19 protein-coding genes and 2 pseudogenes are annotated in these 20535 nt (G+C 59.9%); 6 read left to right on the plus strand and 15 right to left on the minus strand.

Going from position 1 to position 20535, the window contains the following annotated elements; genetic code table 11:
- Positions 1-143 precede the first annotated feature (143 nt).
- Complete coding sequence (locus BM449_RS01000; RefSeq protein WP_071801818.1) at positions 144-1481, plus strand: cytochrome P450; 1338 nt, start codon at positions 144-146, stop codon at positions 1479-1481.
- A 534-nt stretch (positions 1482-2015) separates the two neighbouring features.
- Here the strand turns inward: BM449_RS01000 and BM449_RS01005 are convergent.
- From BM449_RS01005 to BM449_RS01035, 7 genes are all read right to left on the minus strand, one after another.
- Positions 2016-2435 (minus strand): lysozyme inhibitor LprI family protein, encoded by a 420-nt coding sequence (locus tag BM449_RS01005; protein ID WP_162922812.1) that lies wholly within the window; start codon positions 2433-2435, stop codon positions 2016-2018.
- Positions 2436-2489: 54 nt separating this feature from the next.
- Complete coding sequence (locus BM449_RS01010; protein ID WP_071799719.1) at positions 2490-3587, minus strand: hypothetical protein; 1098 nt, start codon at positions 3585-3587, stop codon at positions 2490-2492.
- Between the two features lie 66 nt (positions 3588-3653).
- Positions 3654-3902 carry a hypothetical protein gene (locus tag BM449_RS01015; protein WP_071799720.1) on the minus strand — a complete coding sequence of 83 codons (249 nt, stop codon included), beginning with the start codon at positions 3900-3902 and terminating at the stop codon, positions 3654-3656.
- A 353-nt stretch (positions 3903-4255) separates the two neighbouring features.
- Positions 4256-4705 (minus strand): hypothetical protein, encoded by a 450-nt coding sequence (locus BM449_RS01020; RefSeq protein WP_071799721.1) that lies wholly within the window; start codon positions 4703-4705, stop codon positions 4256-4258.
- Positions 4702-5556 carry a sulfite exporter TauE/SafE family protein gene (locus BM449_RS01025; RefSeq protein ID WP_071799722.1) on the minus strand — a complete coding sequence of 285 codons (855 nt, stop codon included), beginning with the start codon at positions 5554-5556 and terminating at the stop codon, positions 4702-4704. The genes BM449_RS01020 and BM449_RS01025 overlap by 4 nt, the downstream gene beginning before the upstream one ends.
- Positions 5553-6062, minus strand: coding sequence for a rhodanese-like domain-containing protein (locus tag BM449_RS01030; protein ID WP_083544311.1), 510 nt, complete (start codon positions 6060-6062; stop codon positions 5553-5555). The genes BM449_RS01025 and BM449_RS01030 overlap by 4 nt, the downstream gene beginning before the upstream one ends.
- Before the next feature lie 11 nt (positions 6063-6073).
- Positions 6074-7237, minus strand: coding sequence for an MBL fold metallo-hydrolase (locus BM449_RS01035; protein WP_071799723.1), 1164 nt, complete (start codon positions 7235-7237; stop codon positions 6074-6076).
- Between the two features lie 153 nt (positions 7238-7390).
- Between BM449_RS01035 and BM449_RS01040 the strand changes: the two genes are divergently transcribed.
- Positions 7391-7714: a metalloregulator ArsR/SmtB family transcription factor gene (locus BM449_RS01040; protein ID WP_071801821.1), complete on the plus strand. Its 324-nt coding sequence runs from the start codon at positions 7391-7393 to the stop codon at positions 7712-7714.
- A gap of 14 nt (positions 7715-7728) precedes the next feature.
- Here the strand turns inward: BM449_RS01040 and BM449_RS01045 are convergent, their stop codons facing one another.
- Positions 7729-9021, minus strand: coding sequence for an FAD/NAD(P)-binding oxidoreductase (locus tag BM449_RS01045; RefSeq protein WP_071799724.1), 1293 nt, complete (start codon positions 9019-9021; stop codon positions 7729-7731).
- Positions 9022-9205: 184 nt separating this feature from the next.
- Here BM449_RS01045 and BM449_RS01050 point away from each other — a divergent pair, with 184 nt between their 5' ends.
- Entirely contained in the window at positions 9206-9712 is a 507-nt protein-coding gene (locus BM449_RS01050) for a DUF3122 domain-containing protein (RefSeq protein ID WP_162922813.1), read from the plus strand.
- Between the two features lie 76 nt (positions 9713-9788).
- Here BM449_RS01050 and BM449_RS01055 read toward each other — a convergent pair whose 3' ends face one another.
- A complete protein-coding gene (locus tag BM449_RS01055) occupies positions 9789-10394 on the minus strand; it encodes a rhodanese-like domain-containing protein (RefSeq protein ID WP_083544312.1) in 606 nt (201 codons plus the stop codon).
- Between the two features lie 175 nt (positions 10395-10569).
- Positions 10570-10791: pseudogene (locus tag BM449_RS01060) on the minus strand (cytochrome b6-f complex iron-sulfur subunit); the annotation flags it as partial.
- 82 nt (positions 10792-10873) lie between these two features.
- On the opposite strand from BM449_RS01060, the gene BM449_RS01065 reads away from it, so the two are divergent.
- Positions 10874-11548: a methyltransferase domain-containing protein gene (locus tag BM449_RS01065; protein WP_071801823.1), complete on the plus strand. Its 675-nt coding sequence runs from the start codon at positions 10874-10876 to the stop codon at positions 11546-11548.
- A 129-nt stretch (positions 11549-11677) separates the two neighbouring features.
- Positions 11678-12277 carry a DUF2202 domain-containing protein gene (locus tag BM449_RS01070; RefSeq protein ID WP_205526832.1) on the plus strand — a complete coding sequence of 200 codons (600 nt, stop codon included), beginning with the start codon at positions 11678-11680 and terminating at the stop codon, positions 12275-12277.
- Between the two features lie 139 nt (positions 12278-12416).
- Here the strand turns inward: BM449_RS01070 and cysK are convergent, their stop codons facing one another.
- The 4 genes from cysK to BM449_RS01090 all read right to left on the minus strand — a co-directional run bounded on the left by cysK (position 12417) and on the right by BM449_RS01090 (position 18849).
- Positions 12417-13397: a cysteine synthase A gene (cysK, locus tag BM449_RS01075; protein ID WP_071799727.1), complete on the minus strand. Its 981-nt coding sequence runs from the start codon at positions 13395-13397 to the stop codon at positions 12417-12419.
- Between the two features lie 19 nt (positions 13398-13416).
- The gene (locus BM449_RS01080) at positions 13417-16026 is read right to left on the minus strand and encodes a cyclic nucleotide-binding domain-containing protein (protein ID WP_071799728.1); all 2610 of its coding nucleotides are present in this window, start codon (positions 16024-16026) and stop codon (positions 13417-13419) included.
- A gap of 409 nt (positions 16027-16435) precedes the next feature.
- Entirely contained in the window at positions 16436-17437 is a 1002-nt protein-coding gene (gene cydB / locus BM449_RS01085) for a cytochrome d ubiquinol oxidase subunit II (RefSeq protein ID WP_071799729.1), read from the minus strand.
- A gap of 2 nt (positions 17438-17439) precedes the next feature.
- Positions 17440-18849, minus strand: coding sequence for a cytochrome ubiquinol oxidase subunit I (locus tag BM449_RS01090; RefSeq protein ID WP_071799730.1), 1410 nt, complete (start codon positions 18847-18849; stop codon positions 17440-17442).
- Positions 18850-19207: 358 nt separating this feature from the next.
- Here BM449_RS01090 and BM449_RS14360 point away from each other — a divergent pair.
- Positions 19208-19513 (plus strand): annotated as a pseudogene (locus BM449_RS14360) (transposase); the annotation flags it as partial.
- 172 nt (positions 19514-19685) lie between these two features.
- Here the strand turns inward: BM449_RS14360 and BM449_RS14840 are convergent.
- Complete coding sequence (locus BM449_RS14840; RefSeq protein WP_145537087.1) at positions 19686-20528, minus strand: hypothetical protein; 843 nt, start codon at positions 20526-20528, stop codon at positions 19686-19688.
- Positions 20529-20535: the final 7 nt, after the last annotated feature.

A 20535-nucleotide genomic window follows, 5' to 3' on the forward strand; every position in this document is an offset into this window, starting at 1 on the left:
TCGTGGCGCGCCAAAGAAAGGCTGCCGCGATAGCGGCGTTGTTCCGGCAGCCTGGTGCGTACCACGAGCGACTTTGATTGGCCCTCGACCCTGGATTGCCCCCCGATCCCGCCAGCCTCCGGCCCCTGCCCACCACACCCGCCGTGAGCGGGGTGCTCGAGACCCTCTCGTTTCTGCGTGATCCCGGTTTTGCCCGCTCGCGCTTTGAGCGCTACGGCGATGTCTATGGCACCACCCTGCTTGGGCAGCGCACCGTGTTCATCCGGGGGGAGAAGGCGATCAGCGACCTGTTCGCCGGCGGCGATGCCCTCGAAGGCTGGTGGCCAGACAGTGTGCGCAAGCTGCTGGGCCCCCTGTCGCTGGCCAACCGCAACGGCGCCGATCACAAGGCCCGCCGCCGGGTGGTGGGACAGCTGTTCGCCGCGTCTGCTCTCAAGCGCTACAGCCCGGCAATCGTGGCGTTGGTCGATGACCTCAACAACGAGCTTCTCAGCGAAGAAGCGCCGCTGGCGCTGGTGCCCAAGCTGAGGCGCTTTGCCTTCAGCGTGATCGCCAGCACGGTGCTGGGGCTTGATCCCGTTGATCGCGATGCCCTGTTCGGCGATTTCGAGACCTGGTGCCAGGGCCTGTTCTCCCTGCCGTTCGCCCTGCCAGGCAGCCCCTACGCCAAAGCCCTTCAGGCCCGTCAGCGCCTGCTGCGCCGCCTCGGCGCGGTGCTCAAGAAGGCGCAAAGTGCCGCTGCAGCTGGTGAGCCTCTTGCCGCTGGCGGGCTTGATCTGCTCGCCGGTGGCCTCGATGAAGCCGGCCTACCCCTTGGCGATGACGACGTGGCCGAGCAGCTGTTGCTGTTGCTTTTTGCCGGCTATGAGACCACCGCCTCGTCCCTGAGCTGCCTGCTGCTGAGCCTTCTGCAGCATCCAGCCGAGCTGGCCTGGCTGCAGCAAGAGCTTGACGGCCTGCCCTGGCCTCCTGCGCAGGCTGAGGCCGTAACCGCCTACGACGCCAGCCGTGCGCCACGGCTCGATGCCGTGGTGAAAGAGGTGATGCGCCTGACCCCGCCGGTGGGGGGCTTCTTCCGCCGCACCCGCAAGCCGCTTGCCCTGGCGGATGTGCTGGTTCCAGCCGATCAGGTGGTGCAGGTGAGCATCACCGCCAGCCACCGGCAAGGAAGCGGCAACGAAGATCTGGAGGTCTTCCGGCCGCAGCGCCATCTCTCGGGAACCTGCACCGCCACCCTGCTGCCGTTCGGTGGCGGAGAGCGGGTCTGCCTGGGTAAGGCGCTGGCCGAACTGGAGATCAGGCTGCTTGCGGTGGGGCTGCTCAAGCAGCTGAGCTTGGCGCTGGAGCCCGATCAGGACTTCACCCTCAGGGTCATTCCCAGCCCCTCCCCAAAGGACGGCCTTTTGGTTCGGCCACACAGGCGGGCCGCCATTCTTGAAAAGGGAGCTGAACTTGGAGCGGCTGCGCTTGATGCTGACTGAGTATCGATGGCTTGCTCTGCTTTGTGGTCAGCGGCGGCGATGATTTGGATTGGCTGATGGCCTCGGATCGGGCGAAGGCCTTGGCTTGGGCGAAGGCCTTGGCTTGAATGTTGGGCTTGGCATTCTTGCTTGTAACTAGAAATCATCGCTAATGAGACTCTTAAAAGCAGGATCAATAGGATTTTGCTATTGCCTAATCGCGACCGAGCAAACCTCGTGGTTTCGATAATTTAAGCCAAGTAGGCATGTCAGTGGATTTGAGCTACAATGGTGATGAGTATATTTTGACCCATGCGAATTCTTCTCCTGGCTGGCGCGCTCCTCCTCTCCTCCCTGGCCCCGGTGGCAGAGGCAAAAACAACCAGGACTTTCTCCGGAGGAGCCCCCGCCGATGTCGAGAAGAACGCCAAGAGAGCAGGATTTGACTATCCCGACGGAGAGATGAAGTGTTCTTCAACACAATGCACGCAACGCTGGGCCCAAGAATGATTGGAGCCAGCGTGCCGTTACAACAAAGCCCTGATCAGGTTGGCTTCAAGGCCGGAATTGATCAAGCATCGTCTTGCTCAGTTCAATCTCACAGGATGTGGTGAAGATGCCATAGCCACTGCCCTGAAAGCTCAATGATTTGGCATAGGCGCAGACCTTGCGCCGTTCGCGGCGAAAGGCCTCTGCCTGCCTGATCGGATCAGGGCTGGTGCGGAAGACGTTCCTGAGGTTGTCGCGCCAGAGGCCCTGGAAATCATCTTCAGGCACGGCTTGCGCCTGTTTGGCAACGCCGCCCAAGGCCTCTTCCAGCTCCTGGTCCAGCTTCCTGAGAACCTTGACCAGACAGCGGCTTGTTTCGACCGTGGTCATGGCATCGCTGCAGGCGTCCTGTTCTGCATGGGCTGCTCCCTGCAGCGGCGGCAACAGGGCCACAAGCGTTCCGAGCAGCAGCACAAGGGGCTTCAAAGGTAGAGAGAATTTCATCAAGGCCATTCAGCGGGTCTGTCAGCGGGGCTGGTTTTATCCTGGGGCATCGCAGCTGGCAGCGACCCGCGTAGAACCACCGGGTGATCGCGGGCGCCGAAGACTGAACAGAACGGCCAACCCAAAGCCACCCAGCTGCATGGGCAACGCGTAGGACAGTCCGGCCAGCTGGGCCAGCAACCCCATACCCAAGCTGCCGGCCAAACCTCCCACACTCCCGGAGCGCTCCAGGCGGTCCCAGCCCATCGCCTTGTCCTCAGCATCGATGCTCTCGGCCAGCCCATGATCGCTTGCGGCGGCCACTCCACCCAAGGGCAGAAACAGCGCCACGGCGCCCCAGCCCGGCACAAATTGGGTGGCGAGCAACAAGGCGGCCATCAGGCCATAGCGGCCGGGAGGCGCCAAGCCAACGAACAAGCGACGCAGCGATCGGCCCAGAAGATAGGCGCTGAGAACCATGCCGAAGTCGAAGCAATTGCCGCTCCCCAACTCGCGCACCCAGAGGGCGATCATCGCGAACAGCCCCCCGAACAACATCCCCTGACCCAGGGAGGCGGCATGCAACTGATCCTGATGGGGACGCGAGCGCTGGTCCAGCTCCTGAGGAACCGGCTCTTCTGGCATCCCCGCCTCGGCCCCAGGCTCAGCACGCAGTGACACCAGCAACAGGGGCAGCAGCAGAAGCAAGGCGTTGACGTACTGGGCCAAGGCACGGCCCAACGGGAAAAGCACGCCCGTCAGCACCGTGCCGATCCATTGCCCCAGGTCACCACTCGAACGCAACTGATTCACGCTGAGGTCCGAGCCCCTGAGCAAGGTCTGCTGCATGGGCAGAACGCTGATGCGTTCACCCAGGGCGAGCAGAACGGCAGCCAGCAGAACCCACAACGGTGAACGCCCAGGAATCCCGAGGCTGGCAAGCAACAACAGCAGTACGGCTACCAGCTTGAGCAGATAGCCCGACCGCCGCCGTGGCAACGCAAACAGGGCCGGCACACTGCTGAGAGCCGGCAACATCGCGTTCATCAACGGCGATGGGGTCAGGCCACTCAGCAGCCAAGCGGTGGAGGCATAGCTCAGACTTCCTCCTGCGACAGCACTGGCCCAGAGCAGGGGACGAAATGCAGGTGACATCGCGTTAAAGTGAAACGGCGCTGAAGCCTTGGACGTTGACTTCTTCGCCATAGCGAAAAGTAACCGTCAGATCATCCTGTACCTGCCAATCTGGATTTTCTCTTCAATTTTTATGGTTTTATTATAAAGATCGATACCTTCCACAGAAGCCACTTCTCCCTGAATGCCTTGGGCTGCCATCTGCTCAACAAGTTGCTTGATGAAGGCTTCTTCAACTTTATTTTGATCAAAGCCGCTTGGAGTTAGCTTCGCAAAGAAGCGACCAATCCTTGATGCCACCACAGAACTAGGATTGCTGATTTTAATCAAGATCATTGGATCTATGCAAAGCGGTTAGCGTGGATCTTAACTCATTACTGAGCTAGTCATTGCCGGAGAGCGTTTAGCCTGTAGCGATACGCACAGATCGGCCGGCTCAGTCAAGCATTCTTGAGCGATAACACAATAAAGACTGCCTTCTTTTGAGTGTATTGATAAAAAATACATTTACGGATATTTGTCACTGTTGCAGCAAATTATTCTGGTATTGAGCAAAGACACCAGGCCTGCATTGATGCGGCAATGCCAATCAAGTTGGCAGTTTTGCAAATAGCAAGAAGTAACAAGAGCAGGCTCTGATTCCAGTTCTGGACAACAACTCCTTCACAAAGAAGCTGATGCTGGTCAGCTCAAGCTTCAGCCAACTCCAAGCTGATGGCTTTCTCCACAGCAGCTGGCAGGTTGCGCGACACAGGGCAGAGCTTCATCCGCCGACTGATGAAGGCGATGGCCTCGTCATCGGCGCGGGCCAACTCCTCGGCGGGCGCTCCAGGATCAAGCGTCAGGCGGAAGTGGCCATTCACCTGCTCAAGAATCCAGTCAGAACTGGTGATCACCGTGAACGTCCCCTCCACCCGTTGCAAGGGAATGGCCCGCTCCTGGGCATTGGCCACCAGATAAAAGTGCTGGCAGAGCAACAACGAAAGCAGGTAGAGCCGGAACCCTGGTGTGCTGAGGCTTGGGTGTTGTGCTTGCCAGTCTCCGGAGTCAGCGTGGAATTCCACCAGAAGTTCATCGCTGGCAGGGTCGGCAGCACCGTGGCTGCTGCACAGCCGGAACTCAAACGTGCGTGTGCTCATGGCATGGACCTCAGGGATAGGGGAGCAGAACGGAAGCTGATCGGCGCGGCACGTTGGGCGCTGGCGGTCTGGCGGCGAACAGCCTCCATGCCACTGAGCAGGGCCGAGCCGATCAGCAGGGCCGCGAAACCGCGCCGCAGCTTGCGGTCATTGAGCCGGGGGGCCAGCCACTGGCCCAGCCCGGCGCCGATCGCCCCGCCAGCCAGCAGGGGCAGCACCAGCGGCAGGCTGGCCGCCGGCCAGTGGCCCAGGGCTTCGAGGGCCACCAGGCTGTTGGTGATGATCAGCAGCAGGCTGGTGCCACTGGCCAGCGGCATCGGCAAACCGGCCAGCAGCACCAGGGCCGGCACTAGCGCGAAGCCTCCACCAACGCCGGCAATGCCGGTAAGCAGACCCACCAACACCCCCTGGACGGCCAGGGCGGCTGGCCGGCGCAGCGTCCCGCTGGCTGAGTGGGTGCGATCATCTTCATCTGCGGCCGGGCCACGCCGGGTGAGCAGCCAGGAGGCGACCAGGGCCGCCACAGCGAAGATCCCCAGCTGCACCGGTTCGGAGATCAAGCCGGCCTTGACGAGGCTGCCGCCGATCCAGCTTCCCGCCAATGCCGGCACGCCCAACACCAGGGCGGGCCGGAGGGCCACCTGGCGGCGGCGCAGGTAAGGGCCGATGTTGGCCAGCGCCAACACAATCACAACAACCAGGGAAAGGGGAATGGCCTCCTTGGCCGGCAGCCCGGCACCGCTGATCAGCAGGGGTAACAACAGAATCGAACCACCAGCCCCGAGCACCGCCAGCAGGAAGCCGATCAGGGCTCCGCCGAGGATCAACAGCAGGGCGGTGGAGGTGATCATGCCCTCACCCGGTTCCAGGGCATGGCAGCAAGCAGGCGGGCCATGCCGCAGAAGCCGCTGACCCCGGCAAAAACAAGGCCAGCCCCCACGAAGCCAGCCAGCCAGATCCATCCCGGTGCCACGGTGCTGAGGATCACACCGAGAAGCACCAGCCCCCCGGCCGCGATCTGCACCTGGCGCATCAGCGGCAGGGGAGCGCCGCTGCGTTTGTGGATCGGCAGCCCCGCCTGCTGCCAGGCGTCGATGCCGCCGCTGAGATCGGTGAGGCGATCAGGGTGTCCCCGCCGCAACAGCTCGGCCAGTCCCTTCGCGCTGCGGTTGCCGCTCTGGCAAACCAACACCAATGGTCCCTCGGGGAGGGAGGTGCGGCCCAGCCGGGAGAGGGGAATGTTGCGGCTGCCCGGGATCGATCCGCTGCTGAATTCAACCGGCTCGCGCACGTCGACGACGCTGATCGGGTCGCTCTTGAGCTGGTCGGCCAGCTGGCGTGGGGTTTGGGAGGTCATGGCTCGTGTGGTCAAGGCAGTTGTGGTCGAGGCTGTGGGGATGAAGCGTCGGCGAAGTTGAGGGGGTAGCCATTGGCCTGCCAAGCACGCAGACCGCCGCGAAGGTTGGCCACCTGGGGACGTCCTGCCTTGAGCAGGAGCTGGGTCCCCAGAGCCGAGCGACTGCCGGAGTGGCAGAGCACCACGACGGGTTGATCCTTTGGGATCTCAGCGGTCCGTGCCTCCAGTTCGGGCAAGGGGATCAGCAGGCTGCCGGCGATGCGACCATCGGGACCATCGAATTCCTCGGCCGAGCGCACATCCACCACCACCGCCTCGCCCCGATGGCTGGCGAGCCAGGCCGGCGGCAGCTCGGGCAGGCCGGCATAACTGCGCTGGACCTGCGCCCAGGAGGCACCTCCGGCCGTTGAATCCTCGCGGGGTTTGCCGGAACGCAGATTGCCGGGCAGGGCGATGGCGATGCGGTGGGGGTGGGGCAATTTCATCGTCTCCATGTAGACGACGAAATCGCGTTCGTTGGCCTCGCCACCGAGGCGGGCGTTGAAGGCCTTCTCCTCAGCCACCGAGGTGACGCCTCGGCCGGTGTAGTCGTGGCCTGGATAAAGCAGGCAGGACTCCGGCAACGAGAGGAGTTGCTCGGTGATCGAGCGGTAGAGGGTATGGGCGTCGCCCTGCTGGAAGTCGCAGCGGCCGCAGCCCCGCACCAGCAGGGCGTCGCCACAGAAGGCCAGGCTGTGGTCGTCGAGTACAAAGCTGAGACAGCCATTGGTGTGCCCCGGTGTGGCGCGCACCTCCAGGGCCCGCTCTCCGAAGGCCACCCGATCACCGTGCTGCAGGGGCAGGCTCACGTGTTCCGCCCCGACGCTGGCGGCCAAACCGATGGCGCTGCCGGTGGCGGCGTGCATCAGCCAGCTGCCCGTCACGTGGTCGGCGTGGGCATGGGTGTCGAGGCAGGCCAGCAGCTCGATGCCCAGTTCGCGGATCAAGGAGAGATCGCGGTCGTGCTGCTCGAAAACCGAATCGATCAGCAGGCCCTGGCGGCTGCTGACATCGGCGAGTAGGTAGGTGAAGGTGCCGGTGCCGGCGTCAAAGAGCTGGCGGAAGAGCAGGGGCTGACCACCGGCTGCAGCGGCCAGGGACAGGGCGGCAGACGCTGGAGCGCGAGCAACGGCCATGGGAGAGCAACGGCAACTGCTATGAGCATAACCGCATAAAGAGCTTAGAAGCGTTTTTTTTATGAGCGCAGTGGAGTTAGGCGCCAGGGTTGACATGTTTTTGGCATAATGCTTTGAGCGTCATAAAGACCATTCATGGCCGCCGCCGATTCCATGCCCAGCCCCGAGCTCCTCGAAGAACTCAGCGGTTTCTTTCGGCTCCTGAGTGAACCGGCACGCCTGCAGTTGCTCTGCCAGCTCAAGCACGGCAAGGCCAGGGATGTGACCTCCCTGATCGAAGCCACGGGCTTCAGCCAGTCGCACATCAGCCGTCAGCTCGGCCAACTACAGCGTGCCGGCCTGATCCGTTGCGAACGTGATGGCACGCGCCTGATTTACACGGTGGCCGACCCGTTGGTGGAGGAACTCTGCAACCTGGTTCAGGGCCGCCTGAGGCAGCGCTTGGAGAAGCAACTTCGGCAGCTGCAGGCGGTCTGATCACTCCGGCTTGATCACGGCTGCTGATGCGCCAGCCCCAGCCAGCGCACCAGCGGAGCCAACGGCTTGATGAAACGACTTTCGAGCAAGCGACCCTTCAGTACCCGATTCCAGTACACCCAAGGGAACACCCGTGTTTCCACCAGCCACATGCTCCAGCGCTCCTTGGTTGGATCCACGAGGAAGGAGCTGACCGGCTGGAGCTGGTAGTCAAATTCCGCCATCACCACGCGGCCAAAACCGGTGATCAACGGGCAGGCCGTATAGCCGTCGTACTGGGCCGGTAGGGGAGCAGCATCGAGCTGGGCCAGCAGGTTGGCCACCAACACCGGCGCCTGGCCACGGATGGCGGCCAGGCTCTTGGAGGTGGGCAGAGAGCTCACATCACCGAGGGCGAACACATCGGCAAAGCGCTTGTGCTGGCAAGTGAGCCTGTTCACGTCCACCCAGCCACCCGGTCCTTTGATGGCCAGGGGACTGGCGGCCATCACATCAGGGGCCGACATCGGCGGCACCACATGCAAGAGGTCGAAGTGGATCGCCTCTTGCTGGGGCGGCTTACCTTCTGAGCTGACCTCGAAGATCGCCAGCTGTTCCTCGGCGCGCACCTCGATCAAGTTGTGGAGCAGACGGGTCTCGATCCCCCGGCGCGCCACGACGCGCTCAACCGTGGCGTTGTAGGCCTTCACCGGATAGAGATGGGCCAGGGCCGTGCAGAAGATCACCCGGGCGTTCACGCCCACACCGCTGGTGGCCTGGAAGATGTCATCGGCCAGATACATCACCTTCTGGGGAGCACCGCCGCATTTGATCGGGGTGGCAGGGTGGCTGAAAACAGCCGTACCACCCTTGAAGCTGCGGATCGCCTCCCAGGTGGTCGCGATGTGGGCGCGTGAGTAGTTGCTGATGATGCCGTAGCTGCCGAGTGCCTCCGGCAGCCCTTTGATCTGACTCCAATTGAGCTGGAGACCCATGGCCACCACCAGCACGTCGTAGCTGAGGGCTTCGCCGGCGGCCGTGATCACCCGGCGGGCCTGGGGTTCAAAACTTGCGGCGCTGCCCTGAATCCAGACAGCCCCAGCCGGGATCACGCTGGCCTCGGAACGGTGGGTCTGCTCGAGCGCCAACAGACCAGCTCCAGCCGGGATCCAGCCGGACTGGTACTCGTGGACGGCTGCGGGCTCCAGGATGGCCAGATCCAGGCCGGGCCGAGCCCGCAGCAACTGGGCCGCGACGATGAGCCCGCCGGAGCCGCCACCGACAATCAAAACCTGGAAGTGCCTTGCGCTGGAAGCAGATTCAGCCATCTCTCCATCCCGAGCTCGCCTTTAGCTCTAACCCGGCCTGGCGCGCCGTGCCGCCATTGGCACATCTGTTGATGCGTTTGTAGCCATAAGCGGGTAAGAGCCAGCCTGGCGCAGCACGGCGAAGACCAACAGCCCAGTCCCGATGCTTGCACTAGAATTGCTAGGCCTTTATGCGTTTAGAGCCATGAATTGCCTTGACCGGGGTGAGCTTCGTCCGATGCAATGGTTGCTGGGCGTCCTGCCGCTGCTGATGGCGTTGTTGCTGGGAACGTCGCCAGCCCTTGCGGCGGATACCTGGTCGCTCAGCGATCAGGCGGGCCATCGCCTCAGCGCCCAGGTCTTTGAGCAGCCTTTCCCGGAGTACCCCTCTGGCCTGCGCATCCGCTTCAACGCCCTGGATGCCAAAACAACCCTGGATCACGGGACCGATCTGGTCTTGAGCGATTCGCTGGGTCAGGAGTGGAACCTGCCCAATCGCAGCGAAGAAATCGTGCCCAGCGATGGCTCAGTGGTTCCCGCCGGATCGGCCCAGTTCGATCTCGATGCCTTGATGCCACGGCCCAGTGAAGCCCTGCCCCTCCACGTCGCCGTTCCCAGCGGCCAAGGTGTTCTTGACTTCAACCTCAGCCCCGAGCAGGTGCTGGAACTCCACGCGATGGGATCGGTTCAGCGGCGCAGCGACCTGACCTGAGCACACCGGCATGGAAGGCCCCAGCTCAGGAGCCTTCCAGCCAACTGGGCTGATCAAACTCGATGGACTGATCCGCTCATGGCCAATTGTTCGCTGATGGGATCACAGCTTGTTCTGCGGCTTCCCAGCCAACGAAACCAGGCGGGAAACCCTTGACACGATCAAAGCCCTGCAGCTGAAGGGCCATCACGGCCATGGCCGCTCGATACCCGGTTGAGCAATACACAACGACGTCTTGATCGTGCGGAACGGCATCAAGATGCCGTTCCAAGTCGCTGAGCGGAAGATTGATCGCTCCAGGGATGTGACCAACCTCATACTCCGCTGGATTACGAACATCGATAAGCATAGAATTGCCAGCTTCGATCAGGCTCTTCATGGCTGGAACCGAGCCGATCGCATGAAAATTTGCGGGCAGGAGATCAAGGTAGTGACCAACAGCTGTTTCTATTGGGGTTGGATTCACTGAAGTTGTTGGCACTGTGGTTGCAGCCGCCGTGTTAGCAGCCATGGCGATTGGATGGCTACCAATGCCAAGCAGAATAAAAGCCATCAAGGCAACGCCAAAAAGCGCTGAGGTGATCGAAGCCCAGATTTTCTGGTGGGGAACAGTGTTCATGCGCTCAGCAACTTTTGAACATTGGCGAAGCCAGTAAAAGCCTGCCAGCGATTCCAGCAGCACCGCCCCACCCCCGTCAGCACGGGGTAGACAACGTTAAGGGCGAAAGGCATCGGACTTGAGCGGAGGTCGTGGACCCGCAAAAGCGGCCTCCACCCGATTCTGGCTGGTAGATCCATCAAAATCCATCGCTGAATCGGCAGCGATCCTGGAGATCCCCTCCTGCCAGGCCGGCATCGTCGTACTGGCTGCCGTGGCAAAGGCAGATGAACTTCCCTGGCGCCGAATCCCAAGGCACGACGCAGCCCAGGTGGGTGCGGATGGCGTTGATGCCGTAGCCGTTGATGGCATCGCCGCCCTGATGGCTGTTGAGCCAGCCAGCGGCCGTGATTGGGCTACCCAGCTCGTCGCGGACCATCACTCCCCCGCCGCCGGCCGCCGAACGGGGCGGAATGAAGAACCGGCCCGTGAGTTCAAAATCAGGTGGTGGTGGCGACCACCGAAATCCAGCCACAGTGTCCAAACCTGACCAAATTGAACTGATGAGCAGACCCCTGCCTACCTCACAGAACGTCCCGGGCCGTGCTTCCGCTCTGAGCTGCGATCCAGGGCGCTGGAACCAGCGCTACAGAGAAGGGGGTGATGGCTGGGAACTGGGCCAGCCAGCTCCGCCGTTGGAGAAATTTCTGCGTTGCCATCCCGAGTCACCTGCGCACAAAGGGAAAGTGCTGGTCCCTGGCTGCGGACGCGGGCATGAGGCAGCCCTGCTGGCTGAACTCGGGTTTTCGGCGGTGGCGCTGGACTTCAGCAGTGTGGCCATTCAGGAGGCGCGCCGGATTCATGGCCCCGATCGCTCCGAGTTGCGTTGGCTCCAGGCCGATCTGTTTGATGCGTCTGCGCTCAGCGCTGCCGGTCTGACCAAGGGAAGCTTGGATGGCGTGGTCGAGCACACCTGTTTCTGTGCCATCGATCCAGGTCTGCGCAAGGCCTACCTAGGCACGATCCAAAGACTGCTCAAGCCAGGCGGCTGGCTGCTCGGCTTGCTGTTCTGCCAGAGCCGCGAAGGCGGCCCGCCCTTTGGCAGTGACCCGCAGGAGCTGGCCTGCCAATGGCGCCAGGCTGGTTTCGTCTCAGACATCTGGGAGCCGGCCCAGGGATCCGTGGCCCAGCGCCGTGAGGAGTGGCTGGGTCTTTGGCGAAAACCGAGTGGGTGCTGACCCTGATTGACGCAGGCGGCTTGTCCCGGGACCATCCCGCAGCCGTTGCCCCGTAACAGGCCCAGCGAATAAGGCATCCGACTTCAGATTAATACAACGATATCAGGATAAAGACATTAGAATGACTCCATGGTGAAGCCATCACCGGCAGCACCCGCTCTCTTGCCCGGCCGTTCTGCGGCCCGTGTGATGACTTCACTGACTGACGCCGAAATCCAGGCACTGCACGATGCTCTGAACGACGAGTATCACGCCTGGGCCACCTATACCCAGGTACTGGAGGACTTTGGGCCGGTACGCCCTTTTCAGCACATCCGCGATTCGGAGCAGCGCCATATTCAGGCCTTGCAGCATCTTTTTCACCGCTACAACCTCACCGTTCCTACCAATCCCTGGAGTGCGGTAAACCTGAGCCATTACGCCAGCGCGCAGGAGGCCTGTGAAGCCGGTGTGCAGGCAGAGATCGACAACGTTGATCTCTACCAACGGATCCTGAGGGCTACCCAACGGCCAGAAATGCTACGGGTGTTTGAACGCCTGCGGTCGGCCTCCCAGAACCGCCACCTGGCTGCCTTTCAGCGTGCTGCAGCCCGGTTCAACTTCAACACAAATCCTGTGGCTGCCCAAGTGAACAATGCATGCCCAGGCGGTGGAGGCGGCGGTCGTCGAGGGCGAGGCCACTGCGGAAGGCAGCGGCATGGTCGAATGCCGCTGATACCTGAGCAATAAAGGCGGAAACCATCACGCACAGTTCTCTGTGCTTCAAGCCGACTATGCAATTGGGGTCAAGAGGTTGAGCTGCTGGCATGATTCGTAAAGTTATCAGGTCATAGCTATATATTCATCGATCATTCGAGGTCGCAATAGGCTAAAGCTCGGACTCGCTGAGAGTTTCAGGTAATGGCCCTGTGGGTTTGGCTGAATTCCACATGCGCGTGCTGAGATAACGCTCCCCACCACTCGGTTGGATGACAACAATACGTTGACCTTGAAACTCAGGTCTCCGTCCGATCTGCACCGCGGCATACACTGCCGCGCCTGTTGAAATACCACTCAAAATCCCTTCTTCCTGAGCTAGTTGCCGTCCAGTTTCATAGGCTTGAGCCTCGGTAACTGTAATGATCTCATCGATCAAATCAATTCTCAAGACATCAGGAATGAAGCCCGCCCCAAGGCCCTGAAGATCGTGTTGTCCTGCAGGTTGCCCACTTAGTATGGCGCTATGGGACGGTTCAACAGCAACAATCTTGAGAAGAGGGTTCTGCTGCTTGAGGTATTGTCCAGCTCCCGTGAGCGTACCGCCTGTTCCAACGCCAACGACGAAAACCCCAAAATCGCCATCGGTGTCTTCCCAGATTTCAGGACCGGTGGTTTCATAGTGAATTTTAGGGTTGGCAGGATTGCTGAATTGATGCGGCGAAAAAGCATTCGTCAACGTTCCCAGCAGATAGTTGGCATGGGCAATCGCTCCAGGCATATCAGCTTGAGCAGCGGTCAAGATAACCTCAGCACCATAGGCACGTAAGATCTGTTGCCGCTCTCTGCTCATATGTTCAGGCATCGTCAGAATCAGCCGATAGCCCCTTGCCGCACAGACCATGGCAAGACCAATCCCGGTATTCCCAGAGGTTGCTTCAACAATGGTGGAGATCCCTGGTTGGATCAACCCAGCATTTTCCGCCTCCATAATCATGCTCGCCGCAATTCGATCTTTGACCGACTGGGCAGGATTGAGACCTTCAAGCTTTAAGACGATATCTGCGTCACAGCCCCACCTCCGCGGCAGCCGTTGAAGCTGCACCAGAGGCGTGCGTCCGATCACTTCAAGCACACTGGGATAGATCTTCATGGTGTTTCTGATGGGTCGTTCAAACAATGAGCCAGAAGCCACCGACTGTTAGTCCAACCATCAAGAGAAGGTGGGGCAAGTTGCTCAGTAGCGTCCGTTTTGTGATTCTCAACAGCGGATAGAGGCTGAACACCAGAGCTGCAAGCAATGTCACGCCCTGTATGAAGACGGCTACATCAGCGCTCCAGGTGAGAATGGGTAAACCAATCCCGCTGAATCCAAGGCTGCGGGCAAAAACTGGCACAATCTTCCCCGCTTCTGTCATCGCCGCAGGCACATAGTGAGCCAGATTAAGAGCCAGGGTGAAAGGAAGATAAGCGTAAATAGCCGTGAGATAGGGAGGCTGGTCGGGATCAAATCGGCGCGCGATCGCATGCGCCAGATAGGTCGCCAAAGCCGGAAGACTGAGCAAGAGCAGTGCAATCACGGCGCTGCTCCAAAAATGCTGGGCATCAACCGGTACAGCAGGGAATCCAAATGCAGAGAGGATTCTTTCGCTGTGGTGCATCAGTACACCGCCCAAAAGCAACAACAGGAGGGCCACTTCAGCCCAGAATCCCTGGTGATTCTCCAGCAGATCTGTGGTGGGAAAGCGCAGATTAAGCTGAACCGAACGATTCGGGCAGGCTTTCAAGCAGGTCATGCACAGAACACAATCACGATTATCTTGAAGCTGTGCGGGATGTGAATAGAGCGGGCAGCCCCCCGTCGCCTGCCCTTCGCTAGCAAGCGAATCGGCAAAAGTAACAGTCGTAGCGTCGCTCCCCTTGTAGCATCCAAAAGTGCTGCATTGGCTACCACACACCTGTTGATCTGAGCGCAACTCAACCATGGCGAGTTTGGCAAACATGCCATTCATGCCACCGATGGGGCAGAGATAGCGGCACCACAAACGCCGCTCGTAGATCAGGCTACAAATCACCGCTCCTGCGGTAATCGCCAGGAGCAGCCAGGCCGAGAGATAGGCACTGTTGGGCAAGTCCCAGAGCTTTTCCCATAGATAAATCACCACAAAGCCGCCGAATAGCACCCACGCCCCCCAGCGATTGAGCCATTGGGTTGGCCACGGCAGCTGCTGGCGAGGGAATAACCACAGCGAGGCGCGTCGCAACCATTCCGCTGTGATCATAAAGGGACAAACTGCACACCACAGCCGGCCAATGAAAACAAACAACAGCAAATATCCCGGCCACCACCAAGCCCAAAAGAAATTCAAGGTCACACTGCTCTCTCGTGTTTGCGGCCCCAAAAATCCAGCCAGGGTTACGGGCACAAAAAGCGCCATCATCACGATCCACAGACCTTCGGGGTACCAGCGGCTCAGCAAAAGACCCCTTAGCCAGGGAATCTGGGTGAGCAGGTCGACGCGGAAGGCATTTCTTGGCGACTGCACCGACCAAAGAGCCTGCTCTGGAATGATCAACTGCCCGGCAGGTGACATAATCACTGCACGGTTAAGAATCGCCGCTAGCTCTATGATGTTGCCGGGATAGGCATAGCTGATCAGGCGGCGTAGATCCGACTGAGAGAGGGTCATCAGTGGACGACTCTGGGCTTGACAAGACTGCGCGAGGAAGTGACTAGTAAAGTCAGGAATATCAGCCTTTCGCTGGGAAAGACTGAACAGTTTGATCGTCATACCCTCAAAGCCTGAAAGTACCAACTTTTCAGGAGATGTAAAAATGAGCCGTACCAACGACGGAAAAGTTTTGGGGGTACTATTGGACGCAACATTGAGCTGAATGTTGCCAGTGTTGCAATAGGCAATCAGACGAGCTTGATCCTCCACACTGAGAACCTGGAGGTTGCTCAGCAACAACGTTCCACGCTCCATTAGTTCAATGAGCCCGGCCTCAGACCCTTCACGGCCAAATAACAAATCTGTGTTGAGGGCACCATGTGCTGATCGAGGCAGCTGCCCACAGTCCAGTTCTGCAAAAGGTTGGTCTGCCAGGCCCGAGCGACTATGAATCAGCCCGGCAACGAAGGTCTTACCAGAGCCCTTCGGCCCGAGCAGGACGACCGGCTGGAGCAGCGTGGCAGCTTGGTCAATCGTGTCGTTCAGCTTCTGGCTGAATTTGCTGCTGCCCAGGATGGTCTCGCCTGCTGGCACCGAGCAGATGTAATCCCGCAACCCTTGGACGCGTTGCTGTTCCCGGGCGATACGGGTGCTAAAGGCATTGAGATCTTCAGCCAGCACAGTATTGAACAGATGCTCAATCTCGGTGTACTGCTGCGTGAGCTGCCGCAACAGACGCTGGGGCAAAAACCAGATTTCACTGGCTGTCAGGGCGATGGCCTGCGTCTGGTGTTGGGCGCTGCCTGGATTGGCCAGGAGCGAAACGTAGCCAAAAAGCTCACCCGCACTGCGCTGACGAATGAGTGATTGACCGATCGGAGAAAGCCGCTGAATCTCTACGGCCCCCCACTTCAGCAGATACAATCCCAGTGACGATTGACCTTCACGGTAGATCAGCGTTCCAGCTTCAACCCTCAGCAGGTGTAGCGATCGCGCTAATTCTTTTCGGGCAAGATCAGGTAGCTGCCCCCAGAGGCGATGGAATTGCAGCCAGTTTGAGTACTCTTGAATGCGGCTCTCCTCTTGGGCAGGCATTCCTTCAAGGCCCATTCCCAGAGGTCGATGATCGAGGCCTGAAGGGTGAGGGCTGGGGAAAACACTAACCATGCTTTCATGGTAATAGCTTCAAGGCTTAATAATTGACGACTTCCGTAAAGTTGCTGGTTTTTTTAAGTTTTGGTTGGCCTCGATTCAAGTCCGACTCAAACAGCATGCCACGATGGCTCTAATGCTGCTACCCACGTTTGATATCCTCCAAGATCTTTATCGCACGTTTCACTCACATTCCACTCTGTTACGCTGCGAGCATGGCAGATCCCTCGGCAGTCGCCTAGAGCGGTCCCCCCCGACAGGCCGATGATGAGCACAACTCCCAGCAAGAAGGGACGAATACGAGGAAGGGTGAGGATCAGTGCCATTCGTTGAATAGCTTTGCTTTATTCAGACCCATAGGCTGATCTCATTCGGTGCTCACCTTGCCACGGAAGGCAATATAGTTATAGATATTATAAAATAGCATGATTGGGATCAGTACACCAATAAAGGTGAGCATGAACACCAGCGAACTCACCGACGCTGAGGCCTGAAAGATCGTGATCGACGGCGGAATCACCGCCGGGAAAACCATTACACCTAAGCCAGCAAAGCTAACGACAAACAACAGAACGGTATAAACAAATGGCCATATCTCCTGCTCCATCGCCAAGCTGCGGAACAGCTGCACGATCAAGGCAATGCCCACGAGAGGCAACACCACAAAAAAGGGCAGAAAGGAGGGATCGAACAGTCGTTCGCGTAGCGACTCCGACACGAAGGGTGCCGTGACCGTGATCAGCAGGGCCCCACCAAGGGTGGTGGCAGCCGCCAGACGGGCGGTGCGAACGTGGAGCCGCTGCAGTTCACCGCTGGTTTTAAGGATCAGGTAAGTGGAACCGATCAGAACGTAGCCCTGGATGAGCGTAATAGCCACCAGCAGGCTGCTGGGGTTGACCCAGATCCAGACGGAGCCGGTGAAGTGGCCAGCGGCATCGGTGGGGATGCCGGAGAGAACGGTGCCAAGGCAGATGCCCTGAGAGGCGGCAGCCACCAAGCTGCCGATGCCGAACATCAGATTCCAGGGACGCTTATTGATGGAGTTCTCGCGGAATTCAAAAGCGACGGCCCGCAGGATCAGTCCCAGGATCATCAGATAGATGGGGCCATAGAGCGCCTTGAGGATGGTGCCGTAGGCCAGCGGAAAGGCCCCAAATAGAGCACCGCCCATCAGCACCAGCCAGGTTTCGTTGGCATCCCAGACATTGCCGAGGCTGGTCATCAGCACGCTGCGCTGGGTCTCACCCGTTGAGGTAAGCGACAGGATGCCCACCCCCAGATCAAAGCCATCGAGAATCACATAGAGCAGCAGGAACAGGGCCAGGATCACGAACCAGACCGTGGGCATGAACCATTCGAGGAAGTCCATGCTCAGGCGCTCGGGGTGGGGTTGGCAAGAACGCTGGCCCCTCCACCATTCGGGGGCTCGAGGCTGAGATTCGGGCCCTTGGCAATGATTTGGGAACCGAAGTAGAGCGCAAAGATCAGTAGCACCGTGTAGATCACGGCGAAACCGCTCAAGCTGGTGAGCACCTCTGCGGCGGGCAGGACCGAGGCCGCGTCAGCGGTGCGCAGCTGGCCATAGACGGTCCAGGGCTGGCGGCCCACGCAACGCACCACCCAGCCCGATTCGATCGCCAGGTAGCCGGCCGGGGCCGAGAGGATCCAGGCCCAGCTGAACCAGGGCCACTGGCCTAAGCTGTCGGCGCTGAGGCGGCCGCGCCACCAGAACAGCAGGCTGAGGGCCATCAGGGCCGCTGCTGCCAGGCCGATCGCCACCATCACCCGGAAGGAATAGAAGAGCAGCCCCACCATGTGCGGCCGTTGGTCGGCGGGCCAGCTATTGAGACCCCGCAACGGCTGGCTGAGCTGGGGCCGTGTTTCCAGGATCCAGCTGAAGGCTCCAGGCAGCGCCAGGCTCCAGCGGTTGCTGCCGCTAGCCTCATCAGGGGCTGCCAGCACGCTCCAGGCGGGGGAGCTGCCGGCGGCCTGATCGTCCCAGAGGGCCTCGATTGCCGCCAGTTTGGTGGGCTGGTATTCGGCCACCTGCACAGCGCTTTCGTGGCCGGCCAGAATCTGCAGCGGCGCTACCGCCAGCAGGATCACCAGCGCCAGCTTGAAGGAGAACAGGAAAAACTCCGGCGCCTTGCTGCGCATCAGCGACCAGGCACTGATCGCCGCCACTACGAGCATCGAAGTTTCCAGCGTGGCCAGGGCCATGTGGATCACACTTTTGACCATGAAGGGGTTATTGATCGCAGCAAAATAGTTCTGCACCTGGAAGTGACCATCGGAGAAGGTGCCGCCCGATGGGGTCTGCAGCCAGGAGTTGGCGCTGAGGATCCAGAACACCGAGAGGTTGGCGCCGAAGGCCACCATCACCGTGGAGAGGAAGTGGATGGCCGGCGGCACCCGCGTCCAGCCGTACAGCATGATCCCGAGAAAACCGGCCTCGAGCATGAAGGCCATCGCCCCCTCAAAGCCCAGCACTGAGCCGAAGAAATCACCGGCGAATTCGGATAGGGGCGCCCAGTTGGTGCCGAACTGGAACTCCATCGGCAGCCCCGAGGCCACGCCGATGCCGAAGTTGAGCACGTAGAGCTTTGCCCAGAAGCGGCACTGGTGGTAATACAGGGGGTTGCGTGTGCGCAGCCAGATGGCTTCGAGTACCACCAGATAGATCGCCAGCCCAGTGGAGAGAACGGGCCAGAGCATGTGAAAGATCGCCGTCAGGGCGAACTGCAGCCGTGAGAGGACGATGGTGTCGGCAAGCCAGTTCATGGAGAAGCTGCGGCGGAGAGGTGCGGGAGCGACACCGTGACAACAAGCCGGCCAGCTTGCCAAGCTTTGATAGTGGCACCAGTCTGTGGCAAGCTAGGACAAGCCGTGGGGGTGCAATGGAATGTTGCAATCACCATTCTGTTGCTGGCGAATTCACAAAGGGGATGTTTCCACCCTTTGCTGGCCCTTTGCGGCCGTGGCCCGTTCCGCGGAGTCTGCATAGGCTGCCTTTGACGCTTGTTGGTCGACCTCATACCCCAACCATCCACGGCGCGCAGGTTCTGCGCTTTGCTCTGCAGCATTGCCCTGAGCGGCCTGGTGGGGCGGTGGAACGTGACCGGCATGGGGGTCACGTCACCACCGGATCGTCGACAACTACGCCACGCATAAGCACGCCAAAGTCCGCACCTGGCTGGCCCAGCGGACCCGTTTCCCTATCCACTACACCCCCACCTACGCCTCCTGGCTTAACCAGGTGGAGCGTTGGTTTGGAATCATCACGCAGCGGGCGATCCGCCGCGGCAACATCTCCAGCATCAAGGAGCTGATCGGCAAAATCAAGCAATTCATCGCCGCCTACAACTAGACCAAGGCCCCGTTCAGCTGGACGGCTACGGCGGTTTCAATCCTGGAGAAGCTCCAAAGACTTTGCTCGCATATTTCCTGTATTCCACAATCTGCCTGCACAAAGCGCACTGTTCTGGCTCAGCTTGCCATGCCTGCTGAAAAATTGCTGCTCGCAGGGATGGGGGCCGCGCTCGATCGCGCCTTTGGCAGGCTATCGCCACATGGCACCACTTACCATGACGAAAAACAAGAGCATCTACATGGTGATGCTACAAACCTGGTTGGACCGGTGACTTGGTGGCATCCAACAACTTATCGGCTAGGGCCTGCTTCATGGATTTCAAGAGGGAATGAGCTGATTCCAGGGTGCAGACGTTCCTGCAGAAGAAACAGACACCTCTAGGACTTCGCTTCTCCATACGGACGAGGTCAGCGCCAGCCGCTGAGTTGAAGGCCTCCGCCTTCTTCTGCAAGCTGCTGCAGGGCATACTCAGATCACGTGAAGCATAAGTATTCACTTCCTGCCATAGATCCCGAAACACGGCAAACATCCTTGCCGCCCTATCTGCCCGTTTGATGATCGGCGCCGAACTACCTGCAGCCTTTGCTCCCGAGAGCGCGCCTAAGAATTTCTGAAAGGCAGTGCTGGTGTCGGGCAGATTGTTTTTCAGCTGCCCCTTGTCACGGAGAAAGGCTCCTGTGTGGCGCATGGCGATAGCGAGAATATCCTCTTCAGGACTGGTATTCACCAATCCTCGCCGCCACGCGTGTGTGTAGTACATGCGCTCGGACACGACGAGCGGAGCGCCGACCACCAGCCCGGCAGCACCTTGCGGCGTATTAGGAATCTCGCATCCTATGGGCGATCCACTGGCAGGAGGTTGACAAGGAATGAAGCGCAGGCTTCGATCAGGCCCTATGGGGAAACCATAGTGTGGTACTTCGGCGACCGGTCTGATCTCCCCCTGAAAGCGCACCCGGATCCAGGGGTCGTCGTCATTGCTCCATCGGATCAGAGCTTTATCCAGATCCACGAGCAGCGACCCCTGGGCAGGAAGCATCCAGAGGGTGGATACCAGCAGGGAAACCAGATGGCTTTTGTTCAGGTGCATGTGCTCA

The sequence above is a fragment of the Synechococcus sp. SynAce01 genome (assembly GCF_001885215.1).
Lineage (GTDB): Bacteria > Cyanobacteriota > Cyanobacteriia > PCC-6307 > Cyanobiaceae > Regnicoccus > Regnicoccus frigidus.

Coding starts and splice junctions, on each gene's coding strand:
- BM449_RS01010 (WP_071799719.1), bottom strand. CDS start 3,587: ATGTCACCTGCATTTCGTCCCCTGCTCTGGGCCAGTGCTGTCGCAGGA.
- BM449_RS01015 (WP_071799720.1), bottom strand. CDS start 3,902: ATGATCTTGATTAAAATCAGCAATCCTAGTTCTGTGGTGGCATCAAGG.
- BM449_RS01020 (WP_071799721.1), bottom strand. CDS start 4,705: ATGAGCACACGCACGTTTGAGTTCCGGCTGTGCAGCAGCCACGGTGCT.
- BM449_RS01025 (WP_071799722.1), bottom strand. CDS start 5,556: ATGATCACCTCCACCGCCCTGCTGTTGATCCTCGGCGGAGCCCTGATC.
- BM449_RS01030 (WP_083544311.1), bottom strand. CDS start 6,062: ATGACCTCCCAAACCCCACGCCAGCTGGCCGACCAGCTCAAGAGCGAC.
- BM449_RS01035 (WP_071799723.1), bottom strand. CDS start 7,237: ATGGCCGTTGCTCGCGCTCCAGCGTCTGCCGCCCTGTCCCTGGCCGCT.
- BM449_RS01040 (WP_071801821.1), top strand. CDS start 7,391: ATGCCCAGCCCCGAGCTCCTCGAAGAACTCAGCGGTTTCTTTCGGCTC.
- BM449_RS01045 (WP_071799724.1), bottom strand. CDS start 9,021: ATGGCTGAATCTGCTTCCAGCGCAAGGCACTTCCAGGTTTTGATTGTC.
- BM449_RS01050 (WP_162922813.1), top strand. CDS start 9,206: ATGAATTGCCTTGACCGGGGTGAGCTTCGTCCGATGCAATGGTTGCTG.
- BM449_RS01065 (WP_071801823.1), top strand. CDS start 10,874: ATGAGCAGACCCCTGCCTACCTCACAGAACGTCCCGGGCCGTGCTTCC.
- BM449_RS01070 (WP_205526832.1), top strand. CDS start 11,678: ATGGTGAAGCCATCACCGGCAGCACCCGCTCTCTTGCCCGGCCGTTCT.
- cysK (WP_071799727.1), bottom strand. CDS start 13,397: ATGAAGATCTATCCCAGTGTGCTTGAAGTGATCGGACGCACGCCTCTG.
- BM449_RS01080 (WP_071799728.1), bottom strand. CDS start 16,026: ATGGGCCTTGAAGGAATGCCTGCCCAAGAGGAGAGCCGCATTCAAGAG.
- cydB (WP_071799729.1), bottom strand. CDS start 17,437: ATGGACTTCCTCGAATGGTTCATGCCCACGGTCTGGTTCGTGATCCTG.
- BM449_RS01090 (WP_071799730.1), bottom strand. CDS start 18,849: ATGAACTGGCTTGCCGACACCATCGTCCTCTCACGGCTGCAGTTCGCC.
- BM449_RS14840 (WP_145537087.1), bottom strand. CDS start 20,528: ATGCACCTGAACAAAAGCCATCTGGTTTCCCTGCTGGTATCCACCCTC.